General features: G+C 63.6%; 24 protein-coding genes and 1 pseudogene. 15 read left to right on the top strand and 10 right to left on the bottom strand.

From position 1 onward, the window contains the following. Nucleotides 1-5 precede the first annotated feature (5 nt). Entirely contained in the window at nucleotides 6-995 is a 990-nt protein-coding gene (locus NKJ78_RS06760; protein ID WP_023673050.1) for a sugar-binding protein, read from the bottom strand. Nucleotides 996-1461: 466 nt separating this feature from the next. On the opposite strand from NKJ78_RS06760, the gene NKJ78_RS06755 reads away from it, so the two are divergent. From NKJ78_RS06755 to NKJ78_RS06700, 13 genes and pseudogenes are all read left to right on the top strand, one after another. Further along, the gene (locus NKJ78_RS06755; RefSeq protein ID WP_023673049.1) at nucleotides 1462-2202 is read left to right on the top strand and encodes an ATP-binding cassette domain-containing protein; all 741 of its coding nucleotides are present in this window, start codon (nucleotides 1462-1464) and stop codon (nucleotides 2200-2202) included. 41 nt (nucleotides 2203-2243) lie between these two features. Then, the gene (locus NKJ78_RS06750) at nucleotides 2244-3242 is read left to right on the top strand and encodes an ABC transporter permease (RefSeq protein ID WP_023673048.1); all 999 of its coding nucleotides are present in this window, start codon (nucleotides 2244-2246) and stop codon (nucleotides 3240-3242) included. A gap of 39 nt (nucleotides 3243-3281) precedes the next feature. Continuing rightward, nucleotides 3282-4052 carry an SDR family oxidoreductase gene (locus NKJ78_RS06745; RefSeq protein WP_031194897.1) on the top strand — a complete coding sequence of 257 codons (771 nt, stop codon included), beginning with the start codon at nucleotides 3282-3284 and terminating at the stop codon, nucleotides 4050-4052. A 150-nt stretch (nucleotides 4053-4202) separates the two neighbouring features. Then, nucleotides 4203-5030 carry an AraC family transcriptional regulator gene (locus NKJ78_RS06740; protein ID WP_023673046.1) on the top strand — a complete coding sequence of 276 codons (828 nt, stop codon included), beginning with the start codon at nucleotides 4203-4205 and terminating at the stop codon, nucleotides 5028-5030. Nucleotides 5031-5141: 111 nt separating this feature from the next. Beyond that, nucleotides 5142-5585, top strand: a complete 444-nt coding sequence (locus NKJ78_RS06735) for an SRPBCC family protein (RefSeq protein WP_023687951.1) — start codon at nucleotides 5142-5144, stop codon at nucleotides 5583-5585. A 16-nt stretch (nucleotides 5586-5601) separates the two neighbouring features. After that, nucleotides 5602-6396 carry an FAD binding domain-containing protein gene (locus NKJ78_RS06730; protein WP_023705625.1) on the top strand — a complete coding sequence of 265 codons (795 nt, stop codon included), beginning with the start codon at nucleotides 5602-5604 and terminating at the stop codon, nucleotides 6394-6396. Nucleotides 6397-6456: 60 nt separating this feature from the next. After that, entirely contained in the window at nucleotides 6457-6939 is a 483-nt protein-coding gene (locus tag NKJ78_RS06725; protein WP_023707708.1) for a (2Fe-2S)-binding protein, read from the top strand. Nucleotides 6940-6950: 11 nt separating this feature from the next. Beyond that, nucleotides 6951-8318 (top strand): xanthine dehydrogenase family protein molybdopterin-binding subunit, encoded by a 1368-nt coding sequence (locus tag NKJ78_RS06720; RefSeq protein ID WP_352459569.1) that lies wholly within the window; start codon nucleotides 6951-6953, stop codon nucleotides 8316-8318. Nucleotide 8319: 1 nt separating this feature from the next. Continuing rightward, entirely contained in the window at nucleotides 8320-9324 is a 1005-nt protein-coding gene (locus tag NKJ78_RS06715) for a xanthine dehydrogenase family protein molybdopterin-binding subunit (RefSeq protein WP_352562399.1), read from the top strand. Nucleotides 9325-9331: 7 nt separating this feature from the next. Then, a complete protein-coding gene (locus tag NKJ78_RS06710) occupies nucleotides 9332-10213 on the top strand; it encodes an AAA family ATPase (RefSeq protein WP_023741753.1) in 882 nt (293 codons plus the stop codon). 63 nt (nucleotides 10214-10276) lie between these two features. Beyond that, nucleotides 10277-10446: pseudogene (locus tag NKJ78_RS30790) on the top strand (ABC transporter ATP-binding protein); the annotation flags it as partial. A 2-nt stretch (nucleotides 10447-10448) separates the two neighbouring features. Further along, the gene (locus tag NKJ78_RS06705) at nucleotides 10449-11585 is read left to right on the top strand and encodes a vWA domain-containing protein (protein ID WP_023752948.1); all 1137 of its coding nucleotides are present in this window, start codon (nucleotides 10449-10451) and stop codon (nucleotides 11583-11585) included. Further along, nucleotides 11585-12472 carry an amidohydrolase family protein gene (locus NKJ78_RS06700; RefSeq protein ID WP_023687944.1) on the top strand — a complete coding sequence of 296 codons (888 nt, stop codon included), beginning with the start codon at nucleotides 11585-11587 and terminating at the stop codon, nucleotides 12470-12472. The genes NKJ78_RS06705 and NKJ78_RS06700 overlap by 1 nt, the downstream gene beginning before the upstream one ends. A gap of 45 nt (nucleotides 12473-12517) precedes the next feature. Here NKJ78_RS06700 and NKJ78_RS06695 read toward each other — a convergent pair whose 3' ends face one another. The 7 genes from NKJ78_RS06695 to NKJ78_RS06665 form a co-directional block, all read right to left on the bottom strand. Beyond that, nucleotides 12518-12925, bottom strand: coding sequence for a carboxymuconolactone decarboxylase family protein (locus NKJ78_RS06695; RefSeq protein ID WP_023736013.1), 408 nt, complete (start codon nucleotides 12923-12925; stop codon nucleotides 12518-12520). Nucleotides 12926-13173: 248 nt separating this feature from the next. Then, nucleotides 13174-14670, bottom strand: a complete 1497-nt coding sequence (locus tag NKJ78_RS06690; RefSeq protein ID WP_023736014.1) for a sugar ABC transporter ATP-binding protein — start codon at nucleotides 14668-14670, stop codon at nucleotides 13174-13176. After that, on the bottom strand, nucleotides 14670-15713 hold the full coding sequence (locus tag NKJ78_RS06685) for an SMP-30/gluconolactonase/LRE family protein (protein WP_023696217.1): 1044 nt from the start codon (nucleotides 15711-15713) through the stop codon (nucleotides 14670-14672). The genes NKJ78_RS06690 and NKJ78_RS06685 overlap by 1 nt, the downstream gene beginning before the upstream one ends. Further along, nucleotides 15710-17833, bottom strand: a complete 2124-nt coding sequence (locus tag NKJ78_RS06680; RefSeq protein ID WP_352459566.1) for an ABC transporter permease — start codon at nucleotides 17831-17833, stop codon at nucleotides 15710-15712. Before NKJ78_RS06680 ends, NKJ78_RS06685 begins: the two co-directional genes overlap by 4 nt. A gap of 78 nt (nucleotides 17834-17911) precedes the next feature. Continuing rightward, nucleotides 17912-18937, bottom strand: coding sequence for a sugar ABC transporter substrate-binding protein (locus tag NKJ78_RS06675; RefSeq protein ID WP_023668177.1), 1026 nt, complete (start codon nucleotides 18935-18937; stop codon nucleotides 17912-17914). Between the two features lie 59 nt (nucleotides 18938-18996). Further along, on the bottom strand, nucleotides 18997-19983 hold the full coding sequence (locus NKJ78_RS06670; protein WP_023668176.1) for an ABC transporter permease: 987 nt from the start codon (nucleotides 19981-19983) through the stop codon (nucleotides 18997-18999). Between the two features lie 271 nt (nucleotides 19984-20254). Beyond that, nucleotides 20255-21688 carry a DHA2 family efflux MFS transporter permease subunit gene (locus NKJ78_RS06665; RefSeq protein WP_352459564.1) on the bottom strand — a complete coding sequence of 478 codons (1434 nt, stop codon included), beginning with the start codon at nucleotides 21686-21688 and terminating at the stop codon, nucleotides 20255-20257. A 109-nt stretch (nucleotides 21689-21797) separates the two neighbouring features. Between NKJ78_RS06665 and NKJ78_RS06660 the strand changes: the two genes are divergently transcribed. Both NKJ78_RS06660 and NKJ78_RS06655 read left to right on the top strand, forming a co-directional pair. Further along, on the top strand, nucleotides 21798-22799 hold the full coding sequence (locus NKJ78_RS06660; RefSeq protein WP_352459563.1) for an ornithine cyclodeaminase family protein: 1002 nt from the start codon (nucleotides 21798-21800) through the stop codon (nucleotides 22797-22799). Next, a complete protein-coding gene (locus tag NKJ78_RS06655; RefSeq protein WP_352459562.1) occupies nucleotides 22796-24304 on the top strand; it encodes an HAL/PAL/TAL family ammonia-lyase in 1509 nt (502 codons plus the stop codon). The genes NKJ78_RS06660 and NKJ78_RS06655 overlap by 4 nt, the downstream gene beginning before the upstream one ends. Here NKJ78_RS06655 and NKJ78_RS06650 read toward each other — a convergent pair whose 3' ends face one another. Beyond that, nucleotides 24305-25108 (bottom strand): 3-methyl-2-oxobutanoate hydroxymethyltransferase, encoded by an 804-nt coding sequence (locus tag NKJ78_RS06650; protein ID WP_023682254.1) that lies wholly within the window; start codon nucleotides 25106-25108, stop codon nucleotides 24305-24307. Nucleotides 25109-25193: 85 nt separating this feature from the next. Beyond that, on the bottom strand, nucleotides 25194-26285 hold the full coding sequence (locus NKJ78_RS06645; protein WP_352459561.1) for a fatty acid desaturase family protein: 1092 nt from the start codon (nucleotides 26283-26285) through the stop codon (nucleotides 25194-25196). Nucleotides 26286-26288 lie beyond the last annotated feature (3 nt).

Raw genomic sequence — 26288 nt, 5'->3', positions numbered from 1 at the left:
AGAACCTACTTCTGGATGCAGGTGTCGACCGTGTCCTTGGTGCATTCGTCGAGGCCGGTGAACACCGGATCGGCGACGGCCTTGCCTTCGACCAGATCGATCATCACCGATGGTGCCTTGTAGCCCATTTCGAACGGCCGCTGACCGACCAGAGCGGTCACAAGGCCGTCACGGGCGATCGCCACTTCATCGCCGATCGTATCGGCGGCGCCAATGACGAAGTCGTTGCTGGCGATGCGGTCCTTGAGCGGCCCGAACAGGTCGCGATAGGGCTGCGGTGCGCCAAACAGCGGCCAGCCGCCCATGATGCCGAAGGCGTCGAGCTTGGGATTGGCGGCGAGGATGTCGGTCATCGCCTGCACGCCCTTGGCGCCGTCGTCATTGGTGAACACCGGGCAACCGGCGACTTCGGTCCAGCCGCCTTCGCCGGCAAGTGCCGCCAGGCCTTCCTTGCCCGACAGCGCGTCACGCATGCCCTGCGCCCGGCGCAGGATGTTGTCGGCCGCGGGATTGCCTTCGATGGTACAGATCGTGCCGCCATTCGGCTTGCCCTTCTTGATGTACTCGCCGATCTTGTGACCCATCAGATAGTTGTCGGTGCCGAGATAGGTCTTGCGCAGCGCGGCATCTTCCTTGCTGAGATCGGCGTCGAGCGTCATGATCGGGATCGTCGGATTGGCGGTCTTGATCGTCTGCGCGATCAGCGGCGCGTTGGATGGCGAAATCGCCATTGCCACCGTGTCGGCCTTGCTCAGCATGTCCTGAACGATCTGCGCCTCGCCGGCCTCGTCCGAGGTCGACGCCGGGCCGGTGTAGAAGCATTCATATTCCGAGCTGGCATTTTCCTTGTTCCATTTCTCGCAACCCTGGTGGATGGCTTCGAAGAATGGATTGTCGAGACCCTTCACCACGATGACGAGCTGTTTCTTGGCCAAAGCCGGCCCGGCGCCCAGCGCCATGGCGGCGACGGCGGCGAGCAAAAGTGTTTTCCTCATGTCAGTCCTCCCTTGAAACAGACGGACACGGCGTGCCCGCCACACAGATCGACCGGATGCTTAATGACCGAGGTTCGTTTCACGAGCACTCGTGTCGCCAAGACAGATCGATAAGCATTTCCAGATGCGGCATTGGCCCGGCTCAACACATGGGTGGCGCCGCAACCTCGACCGATAAACCTCCGCCGATTCCGCCCGGCTAACCGCCAGCGGCATCGGCATAATCTCCTCCGACGCTTAGCTAATATCGGCTTGCGGCCAACGTCAATGCTATTTGTCCTACAAAACGGATTTTTGGATAACCAAGGCTTGAATTCGTCCGACAATTGATTGACGAGCGCCGGCTTTTGCGTAAAAGAACGCTGACGCTGTTTCCGGGAGGAGATGGGGAGAGCGGGGCCAAAGCAGCGCCGGCATTCACGCCGGGAACAGCAGCGGGTCGCAAAACACGGGGAGGCAAAGACTGGTGGCGGTTCTCGAACTCACCAATATCTCGAGGCATTTCGGCGCCATCCAGGCGGTCAACGACGTATCGCTGTCGATCGAGCCCGGACAGGTGGTCGGCCTGATGGGCGACAACGGCGCCGGCAAGTCGACGCTGGTCAAGATGATCGCCGGCAATTTCCGCCCCAGCCATGGCGTCATGCGCATGGACGGCAAGGAGTTGATCCTGCACAAGCCGGCGGAAGCTCGCCAGCACGGCATCGAGATCGTCCACCAGGACCTGGCGCTGTGCAACAATCTGACCGCTGCCGCCAATGTCTATCTCGGCCGTGAATTGCGCCGCGGCTTCGGCCCTTTACGCATCCTCGACTATGCCGCCATGTACAAGCGCGCCGGCCAGCTCTTCGCCGAGTTGAAGTCCGAGACCCGTCCGCGCGACCTCGTCAAGCAGATGTCGGGCGGCCAGCGCCAGGCAGTAGCGATTGCCCGCACCATGCTGTCGCAGGCCAAGATCGTGTTGATGGACGAACCGACGGCCGCGATCTCGGTGCGCCAGGTCGCCGAAGTGCTGAACCTGATCCGCCATTTGCGCGACCAGGGCATCGCAGTGGTGCTGATCAGCCACCGCATGCCTGACGTGTTCACCGTCGCCGACCGCGTCATCGTCATGCGGCGCGGCCGCAAGGTCGCCGACAAGACGATTGCGTCAAGTTCGCCCGAGGAAGTCACCGGGCTGATCACCGGCGCCATCGAACAGGTTTGATCTCAGCGAATTTCACCACGCACAGCACATGAAGGTCGACGATGGCACTGACAATTGACCAGCCGATCGAACAAAAGCAGCAATCCTTGCCGGCAAGACTGTTTGCCAGCCAGACCTTCTGGGTGGTGATCGCGGTCATCCTGGCCTGCCTGTTCCTGTCTTTTGCCACCGACGCCTTCGCCACGTCGAAGAACCTTTACAACATCACCCGCAACATCACCTTCGTCGCCATCATCGCGCTCGGCATGACCTTCGTCATCATCACAGGTGGCATCGACCTGTCGGTCGGTTCGGTGCTCTGCCTGTCGTCGATGGTGCTGGCCGTCACCATGCATGCCGGCTACTCCATAGAAGTCGGCATCCTCGCCTCGATCGCCACTGCGCTCGCCATAGGCGCCTTCAACGGCATCATGATCGCCTATCTCGGCTTTCCACCCTTCGTGGTGACGCTCGGCATGCTGTCGATTGCCCGCAGCCTCGCCATGGTCGCCTCCAACAACACCGTCGTCTTCCAGTTCGGCCCGGATCACGACAAGCTTCTGGCGCTGGGCGGCGGCGCGTGGGTGTTCGGCATCGCCAATCCGGTCCTCTACATGATCCTTCTGGCGCTGATCACCGGCTTCACGCTGCGCTGGACCAAGTTTGGCCGCCACATCTTCGCCATTGGCGGCAATGAGCACGCGGCGACGCTGACCGGCGTTCCCGTCAAGCAGATCAAGGTCGCCGTCTATATGATCTCGGCGCTGGCGGCGGGCATTGCCGGCATCATCCAGACCGGATGGCTGGGCGCCGTCACTACCAATCTCGGAACCGGCATGGAACTGCAGGTCATCGCCGCCACGGTCATTGGCGGCGCCAATCTCGCCGGCGGCGTCGGCACCGCCTTCGGCGCCATTGTCGGTGCCGCGCTCATCGAAGTGATCCGCAACAGCCTTGGTCTGCTCGGCATCAATGCTTTCTGGCAAGGCGTGTTCATCGGCGGCGCCATCCTGCTCGCGGTGCTGTTCGACCGGATCCGCAACTTCAGGCGCAATGACTGAATGTTTTTGGACTGAACCTTTCGGCTGGAAACCGTTGCCTTGACATCGAAATCCCTGTTCGAGCTCAACGGCCGGCTGGCGCTGATCACCGGCTCCGGCCAGGGCATCGGCCTGGCGCTGGCGCGCGGCCTTGCCGAGCATGGCGCAAGTGTCGTGCTCAACGGCCGCGATGCCGGCAAGGTTGCCGGTGCTGTCGCCGGCTTGCGCGACGCCGGCTTCAAAGCGCACCCCTCGACCTTCGACGTGACGGATTTTCGCGCGGTCGATGCCGATGTCGCCCGCATCGAGGCCGAGATCGGCGCCATCGACATCCTGATCAACAATGCCGGCGTGCAGTTCCGCGCTCCGCTCGAGGACTTTCCCGAGGAGCAGTGGGAGCGGCTGTTCAAGACCAATGTCTCCGGCGCCTTCCATGCCGGCAAGGCGGTCGCCCGCAATATGATCGCGCGCGGCAAGGGCAAGATCATCAACATCGGCTCGGTGCAGAGCGAACTCGCCCGGCCCAACATCGCGCCCTATACGGCCACCAAGGGCGCAATCCGCAATTTGACACGTGGCATGTGCACCGACTGGGCGAAATACGGCTTGCAGATCAATGCCATCGCCCCCGGCTATTTCCGCACCGAGATGAACCAGGCGCTGGTCGACAACCAGGAATTCTCCGCCTGGCTGGAAAAGCGCACGCCGGCTGGCCGCTGGGGGTATGTCGACGAACTGATCGGCGCCGCCGTGTTCCTCGCCTCCGACGCCTCATCCTTCGTCAACGGCCATACGCTTTATGTCGACGGCGGCATGACGGCTTCGGTTTGACGGGAAACCCTATCGCTCAGTCTGAAAATCCACCACTACGGCCGGCAGCACACAGCGGCTTTCGCCCCGCGCCTTGACGCGAGCCCGAACTCAGCCGCACAATCCCGTCGCAGGCGAAGGGAGGCCAGTCGTCTGCGGGAGGTATAACCCATGACGGACGCGATCAGGCTCTATTGGGGCCGGTTCGGACATGTTTCTGTCCTGAATGTCGCCAGCGACTTCGTCACCCATGCGCATGTCGAGGCCCACATCATCATCTGGCTGGAGGGCACGGCCGGCGAGATGACCGTCGGCCGCGAGACGGTGCCGCTGGGTCCCGGCACCGCCGCCGGCATCAATTCCTACCAGCCGCACAGCCACATTCTGTCGCAGAACGGCAGGCCCGGCCTGTTCCTCGCTTTCTACATCGATCCGGATTGGGCGCGCCGGCGCCGCGACCTGCCTTCGTCGGCGCCGTTGTTTGCACAGGCTGCGATCACGCTCGAACCCTGGCTGCACCAGGCCGCCGCCAACCTGCTCGACCATTTGAGCGATAATGAAAGCATCGACGACGTCGCCAATTACGAGATCGAGCGCTTCATCGATAGCCTGCTCGACGCCGCCGACGCCTCGGCGCCGCAGGAGGCGCGCATCCGGGTCAACACAATGCAGGATTTCCGCGTCCGCAAGGCAATCCAGCTGATGAAGGCCAATGTCTGCGAACGCATCTCGTTCGACGACGTCGCCCGCAGCGTCGGCCTGTCGCGGCCGCACTTCTTTGCTTTATTCAAGGAACAGACCAATCTGACGCCCAACGTCTACTGGAACACGCTGCGCATGGAGGAAGCCGTGCGGCAGCTGCAGTGGTCGCAGGAGCCGCTGATCTCGGTCGCCTGCAATCTCGGCTTCACCACCCAGGGCAATTTCTCGCGCTTCTTCCGCGACCATGTCGGCGTGCCGCCGACGCTTTACCGCGAAGCGGCGCGTGCCATGGCCTGAACGGGCTGTTCTTTTTCAGACTCCTTGATAGGGCCGCAAGACCCATTGATAAGCGCAGCGCCGGCCGCCGCCCTACCCTGCAGCGTATCGAATTCGTAGGGGAATGATCATATGGCTGAAGTCACCGTCTCCAGCGTCATCGACGCGCCGGTCGAAAAGGTCTGGGCGCGCATACGCGACTTCAACGGCCTGCCGGGCTGGCATCCGCGCATGGTCAAGAGCCATATCGAAGACGGCAAGAGCGCCGAAACCATCGGCTGCGTGCGTAATTTCGAGCTCGCCAGCGGCGCGCGTATCCGCGAGAAACTGCTCGACTTCTCCGATTCGAATTTCCGCGTCAGCTACTCCATCCTGGAGACGCCGCAGCCGCTGACCAATCACAAGGCAACGCTGCAATTGCGCCGCGTGACCGACGGCGACCGCACCTATGCCGAATGGACCGCAACTTTCGACGCGGCGCCCGAAGAGGCCGACAAGATCGCCGCCGGCATGGCCGCCAATGTCTTCCAGGGTGGCTTCAATGCGTTGAAGAGCCATTTTTCTGGCCAGAGCTGAGTCAGGGGAGACTGCCATGGCGCTTGCCCTCCAGACCTTTTCGGCCGTCAGGGATGCCAACGCGGCGCTGAAGGCGCCCGGCACCCGCTATCTCGGCGGCGGCACGCTGGTCGTGCGCGCCGCCAATGAAGGCGATGTCTCCGTCACCGGCCTCGTCCGCTCGACCGATCCGACCCTCTCCGGGATCACCGTTGCCGGCGGCAAGGTCCGCATCGGCGCTTCGGTGACAATGGCGGCTATCGCCCGCCATCCCGAGCTTGCGGCGCTGTCCAAGGCTGCGCGCGCCGTCGGCGGCCCGGCGATCCGCAATATGGCGACTGTCGGCGGCAATTTGTTTGCGCCGGCGCCCTATGGCGATTTCGCCGTGGTGTTGCTGGCGCTGGATGCGACGGTTGGCACCGATGATGGGGAATTGCCTATCGAGGATTTTCTGGCCAGGCGGGACGGCAGCCGCGCCATCGTCACGTCAGTCGCCTTCGCACTGCCAAGGGCCGAGAATTTCCGCTTCCTGAAAGTGTCGCGGGTCAAGCCGAAGGGCGTCTCGGTGCTCAGCATCGCCGCCGTTCTCGAACAGGCCGGCGACGGCACTGTCTCCTCGGCGCGGATCGCGCTCGGCTGCATGGCAGACCGGCCGATGCGCGCCCGCGCTGCGGAAAAGGCACTGATCGGCAGCAGGCTTGACCAGGACGGCGTCGCAGCGGCGCTGGCTGCAGCCGGTGAAGGCACTTCGCCAATCACCGATCCGATCGCCAGCGCCTGGTATCGCGCCGAGGTTCTCCCGGTCCATCTCGGCCGGCTGCTGCTTACTTAACCACCGCTTGGGGGGCGCGCGTCTGTCCGATCAATCGGGCAGGCGCGCTGGGAGGAAAACATGGCAAAGGTTCCGGTTCAGTTCACGCTCAACGGCTCGGAGAAGGCCGAATTTGTCGACAGCGGCACGACGCTGCTGCACGCGCTGCGCGACAAGATCGGCGACACCTCGCCCAAGGGCGGCTGCCACCAGGGCACCTGCGGCGCCTGCTCGGTGATCATCGACGGCGAACTCCGGCTCTCTTGCCTGACCGTGGCCGAGACCTGCAGCGGCGCCGACATCCGCACCACATCGGGCCTCGCTGAGGCCGGCGTCCTGCATCCGCTGCAGCGTGCCTTCCTCGACGCCTTCGCCACGCAATGCGGCTTCTGCACGCCGGGCATGATCATGGCCGCCAAGGTGCTGCTCGACCACACGCCCAATCCGAGCCGCGAGGACGTGATCGAGGCGCTGTCCGGCAACATCTGCCGCTGCACCGGCTACGAGCCGATCATCGAGGCGGTGCTGACGACGGCCCGAGCCAATTCGCAGAACGCGGCCTAAGGACCAAAAGAATGGAACTGCGCAAAAACTATTTCGCCGATCAGCGCAAGGACGGCCTGCACGAGATCGGCCATGGGCGGCCGCGGCTGGATTCGCCGGGTCATGTGACGGGCAAGACCGCCTATTTCGCCGACCGCAACGTCCCGAATATGCTTCACCTGAAAATGGTGCGCAGTCCGCACCACCATGCCCGCATCCGTTCGATCGACACTTCCGAAGCGGAGAAGCATCCCGGCGTGGTGAAAATCCTCACTGCCAGGGACGTTCCGCACAATGTCTACACCATCCTGATCCTGATCCAGGTCGGGCCGGAGGACGAGACGGTGCTGGCCGACGGCAAGGCACGCTGGAAGGGCGAGGCCGTGGTGGCGGTGCTGGCCGAGACCGAGCGCGCGGCTCAGGAAGCGGCAGCCAAGGTCAAGGTCGATTATGAGGTGCTGCCGGCCGTCTTCGACATGGAAGAAGCGCTGAAGCCCGGCGCGCCTTTGGTCAACGAATATCACGGCCAGAATTATTACCTCTATGACAGCGGCGAATGCCGCAAGGTGCGCTTCGGCGATGTCGAGGCGGGCTTTGCCGGCGCCGACCACATCCTGGAACAGAGCTACCAGTCCTCGCCGATCGAGCATGCGCCGACCGAGACCACGGGCTGCGTCGTGGTGCCCGAAGGCAATGACCGCTTCACCTGCTACACCAACACCCAGGCGATGTTCTTCACCCTCGACAACGCCTCGATCATCCTGCAGATGCCCGGCTCAAAACTGCATTTCGTCGGCGGCACCGTCGGCGGCGGCTTTGGCGGCAAGGTCGACGTCATCGTCGAGCCGATCGCCATTCTTGGCGCCAAGCTCACAGGACGTCCCGTCTCCTTCATCTACAGCCGCGAAGAGGAGATGCAGATCTCCTCACCGCGCGCCGCCGAAAAGATAATCATCAAGGATGGCGTGATGAACGATGGCCGCATCGTGGCTCGCAAGGTGACCGGCTATACCGATGCCGGCGCCTATTCGCGCCATTCGCCTTATGGCGCGCAGAAGGGAGCGGCGCACTATCCCGGGCCCTACACCATTCCCAATGTCTGGATCGACACTTATTGCGTCTACACCAACCGCACCCCCTCCTCCGCCATGCGCGGCTTCGGCGTCACCATCGGCGACTTCGCGCTTGAGGTGCAGATGGACAAGCTGGCGCGGCTGATCGGCATGGACCCGCTCGAATTCCGCTTCATCAACGCCTATCGCGATGGCGACATGAAGGCGCATCGCCAGCCGACCGAAGGAGCGGCGCTGATCGAGTGCATGCAGGAGGCGTCGCGCGCCGCCAACTGGCCGGTGGCGGAGAAGTATATGGCGATGTCCTCCTACAAGAAGGGAGCTTGAGATGGCGATAAGGCGCGGACGCGGCGTCGCCGCGATCAACTACCCGACGGGCATGAATCTTGGCGGCGACCCGACGCAGGCGCTGGTGCATTCGACGCCGACCGGCAATTTTATGGTCACACTTTCGTCGGTCGATCTCGGCCAGGGCCTGAAGCAGATCATGGCGCAGATCTGCGCCGAGACCATCGGCGTGCCGACCGACCGGGTCACCATCGACACCGCCGACACCGACACCGGCCCGCACTGCATGGGTACCTTCGCCTCGCGCGGCACCCACCGCGCCGGCAATGCCGTCATCCAGGCGGCCAAGGAAGCGCGCCAGGTGATGTTGGAAGTGGCGGCGGAAGAGCTGGAGGTCAACGCTTCCGACCTTGAGACTGACGGCCAGGGCAATATTCTGGTCAAGGGCGCGCCGCAAAAGTCGATCTCGATCTTCGATGTCGCCTTGTCGGCGCATTTCAAGCGCGGGCGCTCGATATCCGGGCGCGGCATGTTCCTGATCCCGCGCTCCTATCCGGAGAAAGAGACCGGCGCGATGAAGCCGTCGACCTGCTACGCCCATGCCTGCACGGTGGCCGAAGTCGAGGTCGATGACGAGACGGGCGAGGTTACGGTGCTGACCGTGAAGAACGTCTTTGAGATCGGCCGCGCGCTGAACCCGAAAATGGTCGAGCAGCAACTGGTCGGCGGTTCCTGGATGGGCATCAGCCACGCGCTCTACGAAACGACCGAGCCCTATTATCCCAACCGCGACCATGGCGGCACCGACTTCAACCAGTATCTGATGCCGGGACCGGGCGATCTCGCCCAAACCGAGATCATCGTGCTGGAGCGGCCGTCGGCGGATGGTCCTTGCGGTGCCAAAGGACCAGGCGAAATGTGCGCGAACCCGCAGATCCCCGCGGTTGCCAATGCCGTCTTCGACGCCGTCGGCGTGCGCATCGACACGCTGCCGATCACACCGGAGCGCATATTGCGCGCGCTGAAGGCGCAAGCGGCGAACTGAGGACGACATGCAGGAGCCGAATGCCGAGACTGTCGCGACCTCGCCGGAGGCGGTGGCACGCCACCTCGCTGGATCGCGCTACCTCGCCGACGACAGCCTGGCCACCGCCATCTTCCTGGCCATACGGCTCGGCAAGCCGCTGCTGCTGGAAGGCGCGCCCGGCGTTGGCAAGACCGAAGCTGCGAAGGCGATCGCGCAACTGCTTGGCCGCGATCTGGTGCGGCTGCAATGCTATGAAGGCATCGACGCAGCACACGCGCTCTACGAATGGAACTACCAGCGCCAGCTGCTCGCCATCCGCCATGCCGGCGAGCATGAGATCGACATCTATGACGACCGCTTTCTGATCGCGCGGCCATTGCTGCAGGTGCTGCGGGCGCCGGAGCAGCGCGTGCTGCTGGTCGACGAGATCGACCGCTCCGACCACGAATTCGAAGCGCTGCTTCTCGAATTCCTTTCCGATTTCCAAATCAGCATCCCTGAGCGCGGCACGATCCGCGCCGAGGCGCAGCCGATCGTCATCCTGACCTCGAACCGAACCCGCGAACTGGCGGAGGCGCTGCGTCGGCGTTGCGTCTATCACTGGATCGGCTATCCCGACGCCGAGCGCGAAGCCGCCATCATCATGCTGCGCGCCGGCAATGTCGCCGAGACCACCGCGCGCGCCGTGGCGAATGCCGTGCAGTCGATCCGCGCGCGGCCACTGGCCAAGCCGCCCGGCATCTCCGAGGCCGTCGAATGGGCCAACGCCGCCACCATACTGGAGAAAGGCGGCAGCCCATGGCCGCAAGCCTTCCGCCGAGCCATCGGTGTGCTTATCAAGGACGAGGAGGATTTGTCCGCGATCGCGCCGGAGCTTGGCCAGATTGTCGAGGAGGCGCTGGGGTGACGTGTGAGGTCAACAGCTCGTTCATAGCGAGGTGGCCTCACCTGGGCACTCTGCAACGCTGGCGGGACAGCGCCCCCCTCTGTCCTGCCGGATATCTCCCCCACAAGGGGGGAGATCAGCCGTCATCCTGGTTTTCGCCAATCTCCAGCGGCGCAGAAAGAACCGAAGCGCCAAAGCTGCTGATCTCCCCCCTTGTGGGGGAGATATCCGGCAGGACAGAGGGGGGCGCGAAGGAATGATGCGTCAGGGAACCCTTCCTCTCGCCTCCGCGCCCTTCCTCGACTTCGCCCGGCTGCTGCGCCGCCACGCCTTTGCCGTCGCCCCCGAGCAGGTCTGCAGCTTCATGCAGGCCATAACCCTGCTCGGCCCGCGCTCCATGGCCGACATCCGCGAGGCGGCGCTCGCAACGCTTGCCCCCCCGCCCGATCGCCGCGGCGAATTCGAGGCGCATTTTCGCAATCACTTCCATGGCGATGGCCAACCCTCGATCGAAGGCGAGGAAGACGAGGAAACCCGCATCAAAGACGATCACGGCACGCGCCAGGAGGAGAAACAGACGACGCGCCAGGAGAAAGGCGGCGAGCTGTCGTCGGGCCTGGAGCAACTGAGCACGCGCGATTTTCAGCGCGACGATGACAGGCTGACCGCCTTTCGCCGCAAGCTGTCGGCTGCCCTGCCCGCCCGCCGCTCCTTCCGCACCGTGCGCACCCATTCGCGCGGCAAGCTCGACCTGCGCCGCTCGCTCAGGGAAATCGTCAGCGCCGATGGCGATATCCCCTCGCCGCAGCTCCGCCGCCGCCAGACGGTGCCGCGCAAACTGCTGATCCTCATCGACGTCTCCGGCTCGATGAAGCTGCACACATCGGATTATCTCAAATTGGCGCACGCCGCCGTACAAGGTGCTGACCGTGCCGAAATCTTCACCTTCGGCACGCGGCTCACCCGCATCACGTCCGCACTGCGTATCCGCGATCGCGACCAGGCTCTCGCCCGCGCGGCGGCACTCGTCGACGACTGGGACGGCGGCACGCGCATGGGACCGACCCTGCTCGCCTTCCTCTCGGTGCCCCGTTTCTCAGCCTTCGCCCGCGGCGCTGCTGTGATCATCCTGTCGGACGCGCTGGAGCGCGGCGACCATGCCGATCTCGAGACCGCGATACGCCGCCTGAGCGCCCGCGCCTTTCGCCTGTCGCTGGCCACACCGCTGGCCGGTGACCCGCGTTTCCTTCCCGCCACGGCAGCACTCCGCGCCATCCTGCCTGATCTCGACGATCTCATCGACGGCTCGTCGCCCGGGAGCCTCACCGATTTCATCCTGTCGCTCGCCCGCCCTGCCCCGGCGGCGTCGGCAATCTGGAAAAGGGTATCGTGATGCAGAAAGCCATCGACGCGCATTTCCACATCTGGCGCCAGCAGGATCAGCCCTGGCTGGTCGGCCCGATGGTGCCGCGCATTTTTGGCCCCTACGAGCCGATTCGCCGCGACTATCCGATCGAGGAATTTCTCGCCGATCAGCAAGGCGCAGGTGTCGAGAAGGCCGTCTATGTCCAGACCAACTGGGCCAAGGAGGATTTCGAAAAAGAAGTCGCCTTCCTGCAGAAGACTGCCGACGAGACCGGCTGGCCGCACGCTATCGTCGGCTATACCGATATGACTGTCGACGATGTCCGGCCCCAGATCGATCGATTGAAAAAGTACCCGCTGCTGCGCGGCGTGCGCATGCAGCTGCATTGGCACGAGACGCCGGCCTTCCGCTTCGCTGCCTCGGCCGATCAGGTCATCGACCCCAAGGTGCGGGCCAATGTCGCGCGGCTTAAAGACTATGGCCTGTCCTTCGACCTGCAGCTTTTCCCTGCCCAGATGAAGGACGGGCTGACGCTGGTCGGCGAGAACCCGCAGATCAACTTCATCCTCACCCATGCCGGCATGCTGACCGGCATGGAGCCGGAAACCACCGAGGCCTGGAAAGCCGGCCTGAGTACTCTATCAACAGCGCCGAACTTCTACGCCAAGCTGTCGGGCCTCGGCACCTTCGCCCACCGCAACGATCCGGCGTTGATTGCCTACATCGTCGACAATGCGATCGACATTCTGGGCGCTGACCACCTGATGTTCGGCTCCAACTTCCCGATAGAGAAGCTCTGGACCAGCCACGCCGAACTGATCAAGGCGCATCGTGCAGCCGTGGCGAAGCACGGTCCGGTGGCGGAAGCGGATATCTTTTGGAATACAGCAGAGAAGGTTTACAGACCGGCATAGCGCACGCTTTCCCTTCTCCCACAGGGGAGAAGCGAAAGCCGCCCCTCACTTCACTTCAAACTCAGGATCGACCGGAATCTGCATCGCAGTCACCAGATGGTTGGTCTGCCCGGCCAGCCCGATGATCGACGCCAGCTCGCCATGCTGCGCATCGGTCAAGCCTTTGGCGCGGGCAGCTGCCGTATGCGAATGGACGCAATAGGAACAGCCATTGGCGGTCGACACAGCGATGTAGATCATCTCCTTGGTCAGCGGATCGATGGCGCTTTCCGTAGCCATCACCACTTTCACCTGGTCCCATGTCCGTTTCAGCAAGGCCGGATCGTTGGCCAGCCCGCGCCAGAAATTGTTGACGAAGTCCGACTTGCGCGTCGCGCGGATGTCGTCGAACACAGCCTTCGCAACCGGGATTTTTTCGACCTCGGCATCGCTGAGGAGTTTTGTGGCGGCCATGGCGTTTCCTTTCGTTGAATCGGTGGATCAGGTGGTTGAATCAGGTTTCGAGCAAGGGCGGCTAACCGGCTATTCCGATTCAGTTTTTGATGCTGACAGAACCATGGCGATTGGCCGAAGCATCTCAGCTTCGTCATTCACGGGCGAAGCAGGCGCGAAGCGCCGTCGCGGAGACCCGAGGATGACGAAGGCGCTGAGGCCTTCGCCAATTGGTGACGTATGCGCACCGTCAAACACCGACCGGCAACCTAGTGCACTGCCGCATACATGATCTTCTCCTCCGTCGCCTCCGCCGGCGAGAACTCCTCCACGATGCGCCCCTGTCGGCACACCAGAATCCGATCCGACAGGTTCATGATTTCCGGCAGGTAGGACGAGATCACCACCACCGCCAGCCCCTCATCGGCCAGCCGGTTGATGATCTGGTGGATCTCGGCGATGGCGCCGACATCGACGCCGCGCGTCGGCTCGTCGAAGATGACGATGCGCGGCTGCTGCACCAGCCCCTTGCCGATCACCACCTTCTGCTGGTTGCCACCGGAAAGCTCGACCACGCGGGCGTTGTCGTTTATCGCCTTGATGTTCAGCGTCTTCGTCCATTCTGCGGAAAGCGTGCGCATCTCCTGCTGGTTGATCACCCAGGCCTTTTCGCGGCCCGCCGCCAGGAGCCCGCCGAACAAATTCTCGGCAATGCCCATCGTCTCGAAAATGCCCTCGCTTTTGCGGTCCTCGGAGACGTAGACGATGCCGTCGGCGACCGCTTCGCTCGGCACGAGATAGCGTACCGGCCGGTCGTCCAGCTCGATGGCGCCGCCGCGCAGGAAATCGCGCTTGTAGATGCCCGACACGATCTTGAAGGTCTCGGTGCGGCCCGAGCCGATCAGCCCGAACACGCCGGTGATCTGTCCCTGAAAGATCGAGAAGGAGGTGTTGCGCACGACATTGCTCATCGAAATGTCCTGCACCGACAGCACCTTCTTGCCGGCCTTGCGCAGCTTCGCCTCGTCGCGCTGGCGGTAGATCTGTCCCGACAAAGTGCGCCCTACCATGGCGGCGACGATCTTGTCGCGATCGAAGGCCGATGTGTCGTCGGTTATGACCAACTCGCCATCGCGCAGGATTGTGATGCGGTCGGCGATCATTAGCGCCTCTTCCAATGCATGGCTGATGAAGACGATCGAGACGCCGTTCGCCTTCAGCCGCCGGATCAGTGCGAAAAAGTGCCGCTTCTCCTCCGGCGTCAGCGTCGCCGTCGGCTCGTCGAAGATGATAATCTCGGCATTGTGGTGAACGGCGCGCGCGATCTCGACCATCTGACGCTTGGCCGCGCCGAGCGTTGCCACCATGGCGTTCGGGTCGACCGGGAAGTTCAGCGATTGCAAAAACTGTTGCGCCGAAATGTAGGTGCCGCGCAGCCGGTTGAGAAACTTTTCGGTGCCGAGATAGAGGTTCTGCGCCACTGTCATCGACGGCACCAGGCTGGTCTCCTGGAACACCATGGCGATGCCGGCCTCGAGCGCCGCATGCGGCGAGGCGTAGGCGATCTCGCGGCCTTTGTGGAACATCTTGCCGGAAGTGGCGTCGACGACGCCGGCAATGATCTTGGTCAGTGTCGATTTTCCGGCGCCATTCTCGCCGAGCAGCGCGTGGATTTCGCCCTTGCGCAGTTCGAAGCTGACTTGTCTGACCGCGGGCACGCCGCGATAGTTCTTGGTGACATTTTCCAGGCGCACGATCGGTTCCATCAGAAACCTCCCGCGTCGAGCACGCAATCGCCGCCCCTGGAGGCGATGAATAGAAGTCCGTCCTTCTCCGCCACGCTGCAAATGCCGTGGCGCGTGCCGTCGGCGCGGCTGTGCAGGCTGAATTGCGGCTGCATGGTCCGGTCGAGCTTCACCACCAGCCCGTAGGAGCGGCTCGGCGACCAGGGCTTGTGGATGCCCATGGTGCGGATGCCGCCACATTGCAGCGGTTCGAGGAAGCTGCGGTTGGAGGCCAGCGCCGGCGCGATCCAATAGGCCGGCGGCACTTGGTCGATCATGTCGCGCCGGTAATGCGTTTCCTGCAGCACGAATTCGATCAGCCGGTTGCGCGGCGCGAACAGGGCCAGCCACGCGCCGCCATCGCCGGCCGGCGCAAGGCGCGCGGGATAGCCGGGCAGATGCGTCAGCACGGTCGAGCGGCTACCGGTTGCACCATCGAAGCGAACAAGCTGGTGACGCCAGCTTTCGCTGACCAGCACATCTCGCCCCGTGGGATGGAGCCCATAGGGAAAGGCGATCTCGCCGGCCACTTTGCGGAACCCGCCGCCGGCTGCGTCCCGCCTCCAAAGCGATCCGGACGCGCCCTTCTTCATCAGGTCGGCGGCCCATAGCGACGGCGCATGCTCAGCCGAGCCATTGGCCAGCCACAACGTGTCGTCCTCGGCATAGGCAAGCGCGGTGATGCAGCTGACGCCAGACGGCAGCGAAACCTCCTTGCCGGCGACCAGCAGCTTGCCGCTCTCAAGTCCGACCGTCAGTTCTCCCGACAGTGATAGAGCCAGCGCAGTGATGGGGGAAGGAAAGGTCTCGACAACCTTCGGCTCCACTTCTGCGGCAAGCGAATAGATGGCGTTGCCGCTGGAAGCGAGCAGCCGGCCATCGGCAACCAGCAGATTGTCGGGTTCGATCAGTCCGGCAAAAACCGGCGCATCATCGAGCCGCGTGTTGGGCCGGAAGGCGCCGTCGAGCGGCGGGATGGTGACGGCCTTGCCGCGAAACATGTCCAAGATGGGATCGAGGATCATGGCTGCGTTCCCCAATAAGAAGCGGAGCTGGTCCAGGTCGGGTCCGCGCCCGCAATCTTGTAGCGGCCGATGCGGTTGTTGAGGATGCCGCCGACGAACAGGAAACCCTTGTGCTCGCGCATCGAGGTGACCATCGGATGCGCGCCGCCGGTGAGGTCGCCCATCGCCTCGATAATGCCGCCCTTGTCGTTGAATTTCACCACGCCGCCGGTGTTGATGTTGGGGAACAGCCACTCGTCCTGCGGCAGCCGGCGCGTCATGCGCTTGCGCATATCGGGATGGCGCAGCGACAGGTCGAAGCTCGGCGTGCGCATGCCGAGCCATGCCATCCAGTAATTGCCGTCGGAGGCGCGGTTGATGTTGTCGGGATAGCCCGGCATGTCGCGGATGACGCATTCGGCGGCGCCCGCCTTCGGCCCTTCCAGCCAGTAGCGATGCACGCGGCAGGCCCAGCTCTCAGCGAAGAACAGCGACTTGCCGTCATGCGCCATGCACACACCGTTGGTGTAGCGGTAGCCGTCGAGCAGTGTCTTCGTCGAACCGTCCTTCGGGTCATAGACCAGCAGCCGGCCGGTGGCGCGGTTCTCGATCGAGTCAAGCGCCCAATCGTGGGCGTCATAGCGCTTGGTGGAGTCAGTGAAATAGATGCGCCCGTCCGGCGCGATGTCGCAATCATTGGGGTCGCGCAGCCGCGCATCGTCTACGATCGAGGTCCAGGAGCGCGACGTCTCGGCCGACAAGCGCCTCACTTCCCGATCCGGTGAGACGGAATAGAGCCCCATGGCGCCGACGCAGCTGATCAGATTGCCCGATTTGTCGAAGGCCAAGCCTAGCGGAAAACCACCGATATGGGCAAACACCTCCGACTTAACGTAATCCGGTGCGAAAAAGCGGACGATCTCGCCATGGCGCGTGCCGCAATAGAGATGGTCGTCGCGGTCGAGGATGACGTCTTCCGGCCCTTCCAACTCGCCGAGCCCGATATGGTCGGCCGCCGACAGCCGGTTGTCGAGCGCGTAGGGCGTGCCTGAGCCCGGCACCGCAGACTGTGTCTCGCCCATCTTGAGATAGACCGGCGCGACATAGACTTCGTTGAGCACCTTATGGCGGTTCTTCAGCCAGCGGATGTCGATCGTCACCGCCACCGCCAGCATGATGCCCAGCACCATCTGGTTGGTGCCGGTGCCATAGCCCAGCCGGATCAGCCCGTTGGTCATGGTCAGCACGATGATGGCGCCCATCAGCCCCTTGATGACCGAGCCGCGGCCACCACCCAGGCTGACGCCGCCGACCACCGCCGCCGTCAGCGCCATGATCTCAAGGTTGAGGCCGGTGCCCGGCCCTGCCCCACTCAGGCGGCAAGCGATCAGGAAGCCGCCGATCGAGGCGCAGAAGCCGGAAAAGACATAGGTCATGAACACGGTGCGACGCACGCGAATGCCGGCATTGTGCGCCGAGCGCCTGGATCCGCCGACCGCCAGCACATGCCAGCCCGGCCGTGAGCGCGTCAGCGCGATATGGGTGACGATGGCAAGAATGATCGCCAGCCACACCGAGACCGAAAGCCCCCAGAAGGTGCTGTCGCCGATGAAGTCGAGCACATCGGATGTCGCCTGGGAAAGCTGCACGTCTGCGGCATAGGTGGTGACGAGAATATCGAACAGCGCCCGGCCAAAAATGAAGGTGACCAGCGTAGTCAGAAAGGCGCGCAGCCTGAGATAGCCGACGAGGTAGCCGTTGACGGCGCCGAAGATGAGCCCGGTGGCAAGCGATGCCGCCAGCGCCAGCCAGATAGACTGTTCGAGGATGAAGAAGACATAGACGGCGGAGAAGCAGGACAGCGCGAAGATCGAACCGACGGACAGATCGATGCCGCCGCCCAGCATCACCACCGTCATGCCGGTGACCACCATCGAGAACTCGCCGAGCTGGCGGCTCGATTCCTGCAGCGAGGTCAGCTTGAAGAAGCCGGGAATGATCGAGCCGAACACGCTGAGCGTCGCCACCAGCGCCAGGAACGGAATGGCGTTGTCGGTCCAGCGTTTTGTCAGGATCTCGCCGACCAGATGGTCGGGCACGAGATTGTAGCGCCAGGACTGGAGGCGTTCGCGAAAGGACATCGGCGGCTGCTATTCCATGAGGGAACGAGGTGACCGGATTGTCCAGTCACCTCGTTTATTTCAGTCGAAAAGCGCGGCTTACTTCGCCGCCGCTTCGGCCTGCAGCGCCTTCAGGTCCCAGCAGCTGTCGGGCTTGAGGTCGGCCTTGGTCGTAGCCTTCTCCAGCGTGTAGATGTAGGTGTGCGACGTGCCGGCCGGCTGGCCGCTCTGCAGCAGGAACTTGATGATAGCGTTCATGTCGCCGGACTGGCGGGCAAGGTCTGTCATGACAACGGCGCCATAGGTGCCGTCCTGCAGCTTGTCGCAATCGGCCGCCTTTTCACCGCCGCCGGTGGTGACCAAAAACACCTTGCCGTCGAGCTTAGCGTCGCGGATGGCGGCGGATGCGCCGGTGGCGTCGCCATCCCAGAAGTCGATGATAGAGCAGATGTCCGGGTTCTGCTGCAGCATTGTCGTCGTCACGTTGCGCGACGTCGTCGGATCCCAGTTGGAGTCGGGCTTGGCCACGACTTTGAAGTCGGGGTGCTTCTCCAGCACCTTCATGATGCCGGCATACTGGTAGAGACTGGACGAGTTGGCCTGATCACCCTGCACAAGGCCGATCTTCTTCGACGAATTCTCGCCGCAGCCCTTGATCGCCGCTTCGGCCTCGAGTTGGCCGAGCCGGTCCCAGTCACTGCCGACAAAGGCGTCGGCCGGGAAGTTGGCGGGATTGTCGACCAGTATGACGTAGGTTCCGGCAGCCTGCGCCTTCTTCATCAGCTTGGAATAGGAGTTGAGATCCGGCGCATGGATGATCAGCACGTCCGGCCTTGTGTCGGACGAGATCGCGTCGGTGATCGCCTGTGCGCCGGCATCGACGACCCAGTTCGGATCGCGTGTTTCGAAGGTGCCGCCCCAGGCCTCGACTTCCGTCTTCAGATAGTGCGACCAGCCCTGCGCAAGGTCGAAGCCCATCGCCAGCGGCACCAGCATGACGCGCTTGCCCTTGAGCGCCTGCGCGTATGCGGCCGGGCCCGGATCGTCGGCGGCGAAGGTCGGCGCGACGAAGGCGGTAGCGGCAAGCGCCGTGGCGGCCGCCATCAGTGTTCTGATCAGTTTCATGTCACATCCTCTGTTTTTCACTTATTGCCGGCCGGTCCGCATGACCCGTCGGGTACCCCTTAGATGTCGCCCTGCTGCGCGGTCTGTTCGTCGCGCGGATTGATGATGCCGTCGACGATGATGGCTCCGAGCAGGATCGCCGCCTTGATCAGGTTTTGATAGAGCAGCGGAATGTCGATGATGGTCATCGCGTTCGACAGGATGCCGATAAGTGCAGCGCCCACCAGCACATTGCGCACTCCGCCCCGCCCGCCGGACAGGCCGATGCCGCCGATCACCGCCACCAGCACGATGTCATAGAGCAGCGTCGAGTTGACGACGCGGGTGTTGATCGAGTGCAGGCTCGACGCCGTCAGCAGGCCGGCGATCAGCGCGACGAAGGCCGAAACCACATAACGCAGCACCAGCATTGGCCGCACCGGAATGCCGATGTTGCGCGCGGCGACCGGATTGTCGCCGGCGAAATAGATGTAGCGGCCCCATTTGGTGTAGCGCAGGAACAGGAAGAACAGGAAGGCGAGCCCGGCGAAGACGAACACTTCGATCGGAATGTCGAGGAAACGCAGGCCGCCGAGCAACTCCACCCAATGGCCCTGAGGCACCGGCACCGCATCCTGTGTGATCAGTTGCGAGCGGACATAGCCGAAGACGAAGGAGCCGGTCGCCAGCGTCACGAAGATCGCCGGCACGTCGGCATAAGCGACGAGAAAACCGTTGAGCAGGCCGATGGCGAGCACGCCTGCCAGCACATAGGCGAAGGCGAGCCCATCAGGCGTTCCGGCGTTGAGCAATTGTAGATACCAGGCGACCGACATCGCCATGATCGCCACCGCCGACAGGTCGATGCCCCTGCCGATTATGACGACCGCCATGCCGAGCGCCAAAATGCCCAGCACCGACACCGAGCGGACGATGGCAACGAGATTGTTGGCAGCGATGAAACCAGGCAGCCCAATGGCAGCGGCGACGAACAGCACCACGGCGATGGCAAAGACAATGCCTTCCTGATTCAGGCTCCTGACATTTGGCCAGCCAATCGTGTTCATGTCTGCATTCGCCCCGATGGCAGCTCTGCCACCCCTTCCGAGAAAGCTAATCGGCTCGGCGCCGCTTCGTCAAATGAATCCGCGCTCGGAACACCCGTTGGCAGTGATAATCTTCCAGTGGACGCACCGATTGCTAGAACTGGCGCAATCCTAGGAAAAGGCTGCGCTTTTGGCATTTGGTTGCACCATTGCGCGTATGCGCGAAGGTGCCGTTCTGAGGCGAAAGCACAAGGCGGAATTAATTGCCGCCTGAGCGGCGAAAATTGCGAATTCAGGTCCTGGACGTGTGGCCTGAAACTTCGGCGCCTGCACCGGGCGGCAGCACGAGGAACCGCAACGCCGCCGCCAGCCCGATGGCGCCGATGACCAGGAAGGCGATGCGAAAATCGACGAGGTCGAGCGCCGGCCGGTGCCTGACGATCTGCGACAGGTTCAGAATGGCAGCCGCCACCGCTACGCCGAACAGCATCGACATCTGCTGCAGCATGGACGACAAAGTTGCCGCCGAGCTGCGCTGCGCCGCATCCATATCGGCGAAGGCCAGAGTATTCAGCGCTGTGAACTGCATCGAGCGCGTCAGGCCGGCGATCAGCATCAGCGCTACCACCAGCGCCTGCGGCGTCTCCGGCGAGATCGCAGCGCAGGCCATGATCGAGGCCGAGGCGATCAGGCCGTTGACGACCATGACCGTGCGAAAACCAAAGCGCCGCAGCGTCGGCGTCGTCACCGTCTTCATGCCGAGATTGCCGAGGAAATAGGCCAGGATCATCAAGCCGGCATCGACCGGCGAAAGGCCAAAGCCGACCTGAAACAGCAGCGCCAAAAGGAACGGCGTGGCGTTGATCGCCACGCGAAAAATGGTGCCGGCGGCAAGCGTAGAGATGGCGAAGGTCTGCACCCTGAACGCGCTGAGATCGAGCAGCGGATGCGGCGCGCGCCGGAGATGCCGCACCGCCAGCCAGCCGATGACGATGCCGGCGGCAACCAGCAGCACGGCGGGCAAGGCGCCGTCTTCCGGATGTGCGATGCGCTCAAGGCCGTAGAGCAGCAGCGCGAGCCCCAGCGACGTGAGGAAAAACCCCGGCCAATCCAGCGGCTTGGGATCGGCCGCGCGGTCGCCCGGAATGAAGCGCGCGACCAGCGCCAGCCCGACGAGCCCAAGCGGGACGTTGATGAAGAAATTCCAGTGCCAGGAGAGATAGGTTGTGATGAAGCCGCCAAGCACCGGCCCGACCACGGGCGCAAACAACGCCGGCCAGGTGATCAGCGCCGTGGCGTTGAGCAGCTCCGATTTCGACGCATTGCGCAGCACCAGAATTCGCCCGACCGGCGTCATCAGCGCGCTGCCAAGGCCTTGCACGACGCGAGCGGCAACGAACTGAGGCAGACTTTGCGAGAAGCCGCAGGCCAGCGAGGCCAGCGTGAACAGTACGATCGCCAGCAGGAAGATGTTGCGCGCGCCGAAGCGGTCGGCAAGCCAGCCCGACAGCGGCACGAACACCGCCATGGTCAGCATGTAGGCGGTGATGCCGATGCTCATCGCCACCGCCGTCACGCCGAAGGATTGTCCCATCTGCGGCAGCGAGGTCGAGATGATCGTCGAATCCAGCAGCTGCATGAAAAACGCGATGGCAACGATCAACGCCACGCGCCGCGCATTGCTGGCGGTTGCGGCGGAGGCCTCGGTGTCGGGAACGGCAGTCATAGCGAACCGCGTTGAACAGCATATGGCTGGCCCCGTCCAGAGCTTATCCAACAAACTTCCGTGTCGGCTCGCAGCCTGTTATGGATGGGCGGGCGGCCAAGGACATTGCATGAAGCCTATCTATATCGACTACCTCAATGCCCTAGATATCGAAGCCCTGGAGATGACCGACGGCGAAATCATTGCCGCTGTCGAAGCCGGGCTTATCGCGCAAGGCAATGGCCAGACGGTGATCGAGCCGCGCGTCCATCTTGAACCCGACCCTTCCTTCCATGGCCATTTCAACGTTCTGCGCGGCTACGTTGCGCCGCTCGATACGGCGGGCGTGAAAATCGTCGGCGACTATGTCGACAATTATCTGCACGGGCTCCCTTCAGAATTTGGCATTCTAAACCTGTTCGATCCGCGCACCGGCACGCCGCGCGCCATTCTCGACGCCACCGTCATCACCGACATGCGCACCGGCGCCGTCACCGCTATCGGCGCCAAACATCTGGCGCGCAAGAACTCCAAGGTGCTGGCCCATATCGGCGCGCGCGGCACCGCCTATTGGAATGTGCGCCTGCTCGACCATCTCTTCGACTTCGACGAGATCCGCGTCCATTCGCGCCGCCCGGAAAGCCGCGACGGCTTCGCTGCCAAACTCTCGGCCGATCTCGGCAAGAAAGTTACCGCGGTTGCCGACTGGGAAAGCTGCATCAAGGGCGCCGACATCGTCGTCGAAGCCTCGCGGCTGCCGGAGCCGCAGCCGCTGCTCAAGACCGAATGGATCAAGCCTGGTGCACTGGTCGTGCCCTATGGCACGATGAGCGCGGTGGAGCTGTCGCTGACCGACATCATGCAGAAAATGGTCGTCGACGATTGGGGCCAGTGCAAGGGTGGCAAGTTCGGCTCGCTGCGCGCCCATGTCGAGACGGGTCGGCTAAGCGAAGCTACACTGCATGCCGAGCTCGGCCAGATCGCCGCAGGTTTAAAGCCCGGGCGTGAAAGCGACGATGAGACGATCCTGTTCTGGCATCGCGGCCTGTCGCTGTCCGACATTGCGTTGGGCAAGGCGATGCTGGCCAAGGCAGGAGATAAAGGTATCGGCCAGAGGCTGCGCTTCGCATGAGCGCGCTCGTCCTCACCGGCGCCGGCGTCAGCGTCGAGGACGTTGCGCAGGTTGCCCGCGGCGGCCGCAAGGTCGAGGTTGAACCGACAGTCATCGAGAGGCTCGACAAAGCGCGAAAAGTGCTCAACCAGGTCGCCGCGTCCGGCCAGCAGATTTACGGCCTCAACACCGGGCTCGGCGCCAATCTCGGCACGTCGGTCGAGGGCGATGCCGGCGCCTTCCAGCGCCAGTTGCTGGAAGGGCGAAGCGGCGCTGTCGGCGAGCCGCTGCCGCAAGAAGCGGTGCGGGCGACCATGTTTGCCCGTGCCGCGATGTTCTCTGTTGGCGGCTCCGGCATTTCGCCGGCGGCTTTCACCGCCCTTGTCGATGCTCTCAATGCCGGCGTGCATCCGGTAATGCCGCAGTTGGGCTCGATCGGCGCCGGCGATCTCGTGCTGATGGCGGCGCTCGCCCGTCTGCTGACCGGCGACGGCGAAGCTGACTATCAGGGTCGGCGCATGCCGGCGGCCAAGGCATTGATGATGGCGCGGTTGGCTCCGATCAGCCTGGCGCCGAAAGACGGCCTGTCGCTGATCAACGCCTCGGCGGTATCAGCCGGCACTGGCGCGTTGGTACTGGCCGACGCGCTGTCGGCCTTTGCGCAACAGCAGCAGGCGGGCGCGCTGACCATGGAAGGGTTTGGCGCCAACCGCACCATCCTCGATCCGCGCCTGCATCTGGCGCGGCCGGCAGCCTGCCAGCAACTCGCGGCCAAGGGCCTGCGCGACCTGCTTGCTCGTGACGAGGAGCCGACGCCGATCACCTTGCAGGACCCGCTGTCGATCCGCTGCATGCCGTCGATCCATGGCGCGCTGATCCAGGCGATCGACCAGGCGCGGCTGGCGCTGGAGATCGAACTCAATGCCGCCGCCGACAATCCGCTGGTGCTGGGCGATGACGGGCTGGTGCTGTCGACCGGCAATTTCCACACCGCATCGCTGGCGCTGGCCTTCGAGACGCTCGGCCTGGCGATCGCGCAATGCGCCGCGGCAAGCGTTGCCCGCTTGATCCAGCTCGCCGGGTCCGGCCGCAACGGCCTGCCGAAATATTTGTCGCCAGTCGGCGGTGCCTCGGCCGGTTTCGTGCCGCTGCAAAAGACGGCAACGGCAATCCTGGCCGGCATCCGCCACAAGGCCAATCCGGTGATGCTGGATTTCTTGGCCGTATCCGAAGGCGTCGAGGACCATGCGACGCAGACGCCTCTGGCGGTGTCGAAATGCGCCGAAATGATCGCGTTGTGGCGACGGCTGATCGCCTTCGAATTGATGGCCGCCGCCCAGGCAGTCGATCTGCGCGATGGCCTTAAGCTGGCGCCCGGCACAGCAGCGGTCCATACCGCGGTGCGCGCGCATGTAGCGATGCTCAGGGAGGACCGGCCGCTGGGAACGGATGCCGAGGTGCTCCATGCCATGCTCGCCGACGGAACATGGCAAGGTGCAGCGATGATCGGCAAGGAGGCCGAGTAGTTAGCCCTTTGCGTCCACCCGTTTCATGAACAGGCTGAGCTCGGCCGGATCCATGCGCACGACATGCCTGTCTTCCGGATAGGCGCCGCTATCGACGTCGGCAACGTACTCGGAAAACGCCGCGACGCGTTCCGCCTGCAGACGATCGTACTCGGCGGCGAAGTTGCGGTAGACCTTGGAATGGCGCGGCATGTGGCCCCGGTTCTGGCCAAGAATATCGTCGGCAAACAGATATTGCGCGTCGCAGCCGGTGCCCGCACCCATCGACAGCATGATCAGCGAGGTCCGTTCCGAGATCGCCTTCGCCACCTCGATCGGCACCACTTCGATCTCGGCGCCGAGAGCTCCAACGGCCTCATACTGCTTGACCGCCTCAAAAATCTGCATGGCGGTGTCGGCGGTCTTGCCGACGGCCTTGAAGCCACCGGTCCAGGTGGCGCGGGACGGAATGAGGCCGACATGGCCGATGACGGGGATCGCGTCGTCGGCGAGCCGCTTCACGGTGGCGAAACCGGCGCTGCAATAAACGGCGTCGGCGCCGGCCTTGTAGAGCCGGAACGCCCAGCGCAGGAAATCGTCCGCCGTGCCGATCTCATAAAAATTCTCGCCCGGCATGGTGAACAGGCTGGGCGCCGCATCGCGATACTCAGGGTTGAGCACCAGCTCGGGCGGCACCGAGACGATATCGACCCCTGCCCGCTCGGCAGCCTCGGCCTCATCCATGGTCAGGACGCGCAGCATGGTCAGCTGGCGCTTGCCCTTCATGGCGCGCAGATCGGCGACGGTCGGTCTCTTTCGGCTCATCGGGATGTCCCTGTTGGCTGGTTGCTTTTCCCGGTCACCTTACCGGCCCCGTAACAGGCCGGATAGAAGGCGGGTGGTTTATTCGCTACTCGGCCGCCGCCGACATACCGAGCTCGTGAAATTCACCGCGATAGGGCCGCGCCGTCGGCGGCAATTCGCGCTTGAGGAAATAATCCTCGTACCGCAGCTGCTTCAGCAGCACCGGCCAGACCTCGCGATAGGCATGCCACATGGACGGGTTCGCCGCCGGCAGGTCGTGCTTGACCAGCTCGTGCAGCCTCGGCAGCGCATGGTAGGGCACCATCGGAAACATGTGATGCTCGACGTGGTAATTCATGTTCCAGTAGATGAAGCGGCTGACCGGGTTCATGTAGACGGTGCGCGTGTTCAGCCGGTGGTCGACGACATTGTCGGCCAACCCGATATGCTGGAGCAGGCCGGTCAGAACCATGTGCCAGCTGCCATAAAAACGCGGCAGGCCGATCAGCACCAGCGGCAGCCATGAACCCAGCGCGATCGCGAGGGCGATCGTCGCAACGTACACGGCGACATGCCAGCGCGCCGCCGTGATGGCCTTGCCCTGTTCGGTCTCAGGAATGTAGCTCTTTTCGTCGTCCGACAGCTTGCCCAACGCCTGGCGCGCCAGGATCGGCAGCGAATAACGGAAATCGAGAATGCCGGTGAAGGCAAGCGCCGCCTTGACCAGATTTGGCGGCCGCATTACCGCGATCTCGGCGTCACGGCCGACGATGATCGTGTCGGTGTGATGCCGCGCATGGCTCCAGCGCCATTGCACCGGATTGCGCACCACCATGAAGCTGGCGATTTCGTAGATCGCATCGTTCATCCAGCGTGTGCGGAAGGCGGTGCCATGGCCGCATTCGTGCCAGCGCGAGTCGCTCGACGATCCATAGAGCACGCCATAGACGAGCAGGAACGGCACCACCCACCACGTGCCCCAGAACCAGATGATGCCGGCGGCCGAGCCCAGGATGGCTGCGATCCAGATGATGGTATCGCGGACCGCCGGCCCGTCGGAGCGCTGCATCAGTTCCTTCATTGCCTTGCGCGGCACGTCGGTGTGATACCACTCGGCCGAGGCCAGCCCGGTCTCGATCGCCCGGCGGGTGCTTTCGCCGACCAGGCCGTAATCGCGCTTTGTCTTGGCCGTCGCCATCAC

Origin of the sequence: Mesorhizobium sp. M0037 (genome assembly GCF_040323635.1) — a bacterium.
Lineage (GTDB): Bacteria > Pseudomonadota > Alphaproteobacteria > Rhizobiales > Rhizobiaceae > Mesorhizobium.
Note: the sequence above shows the minus strand (reverse complement) of the source record. Positions and strands in the feature narration are given on the sequence as shown.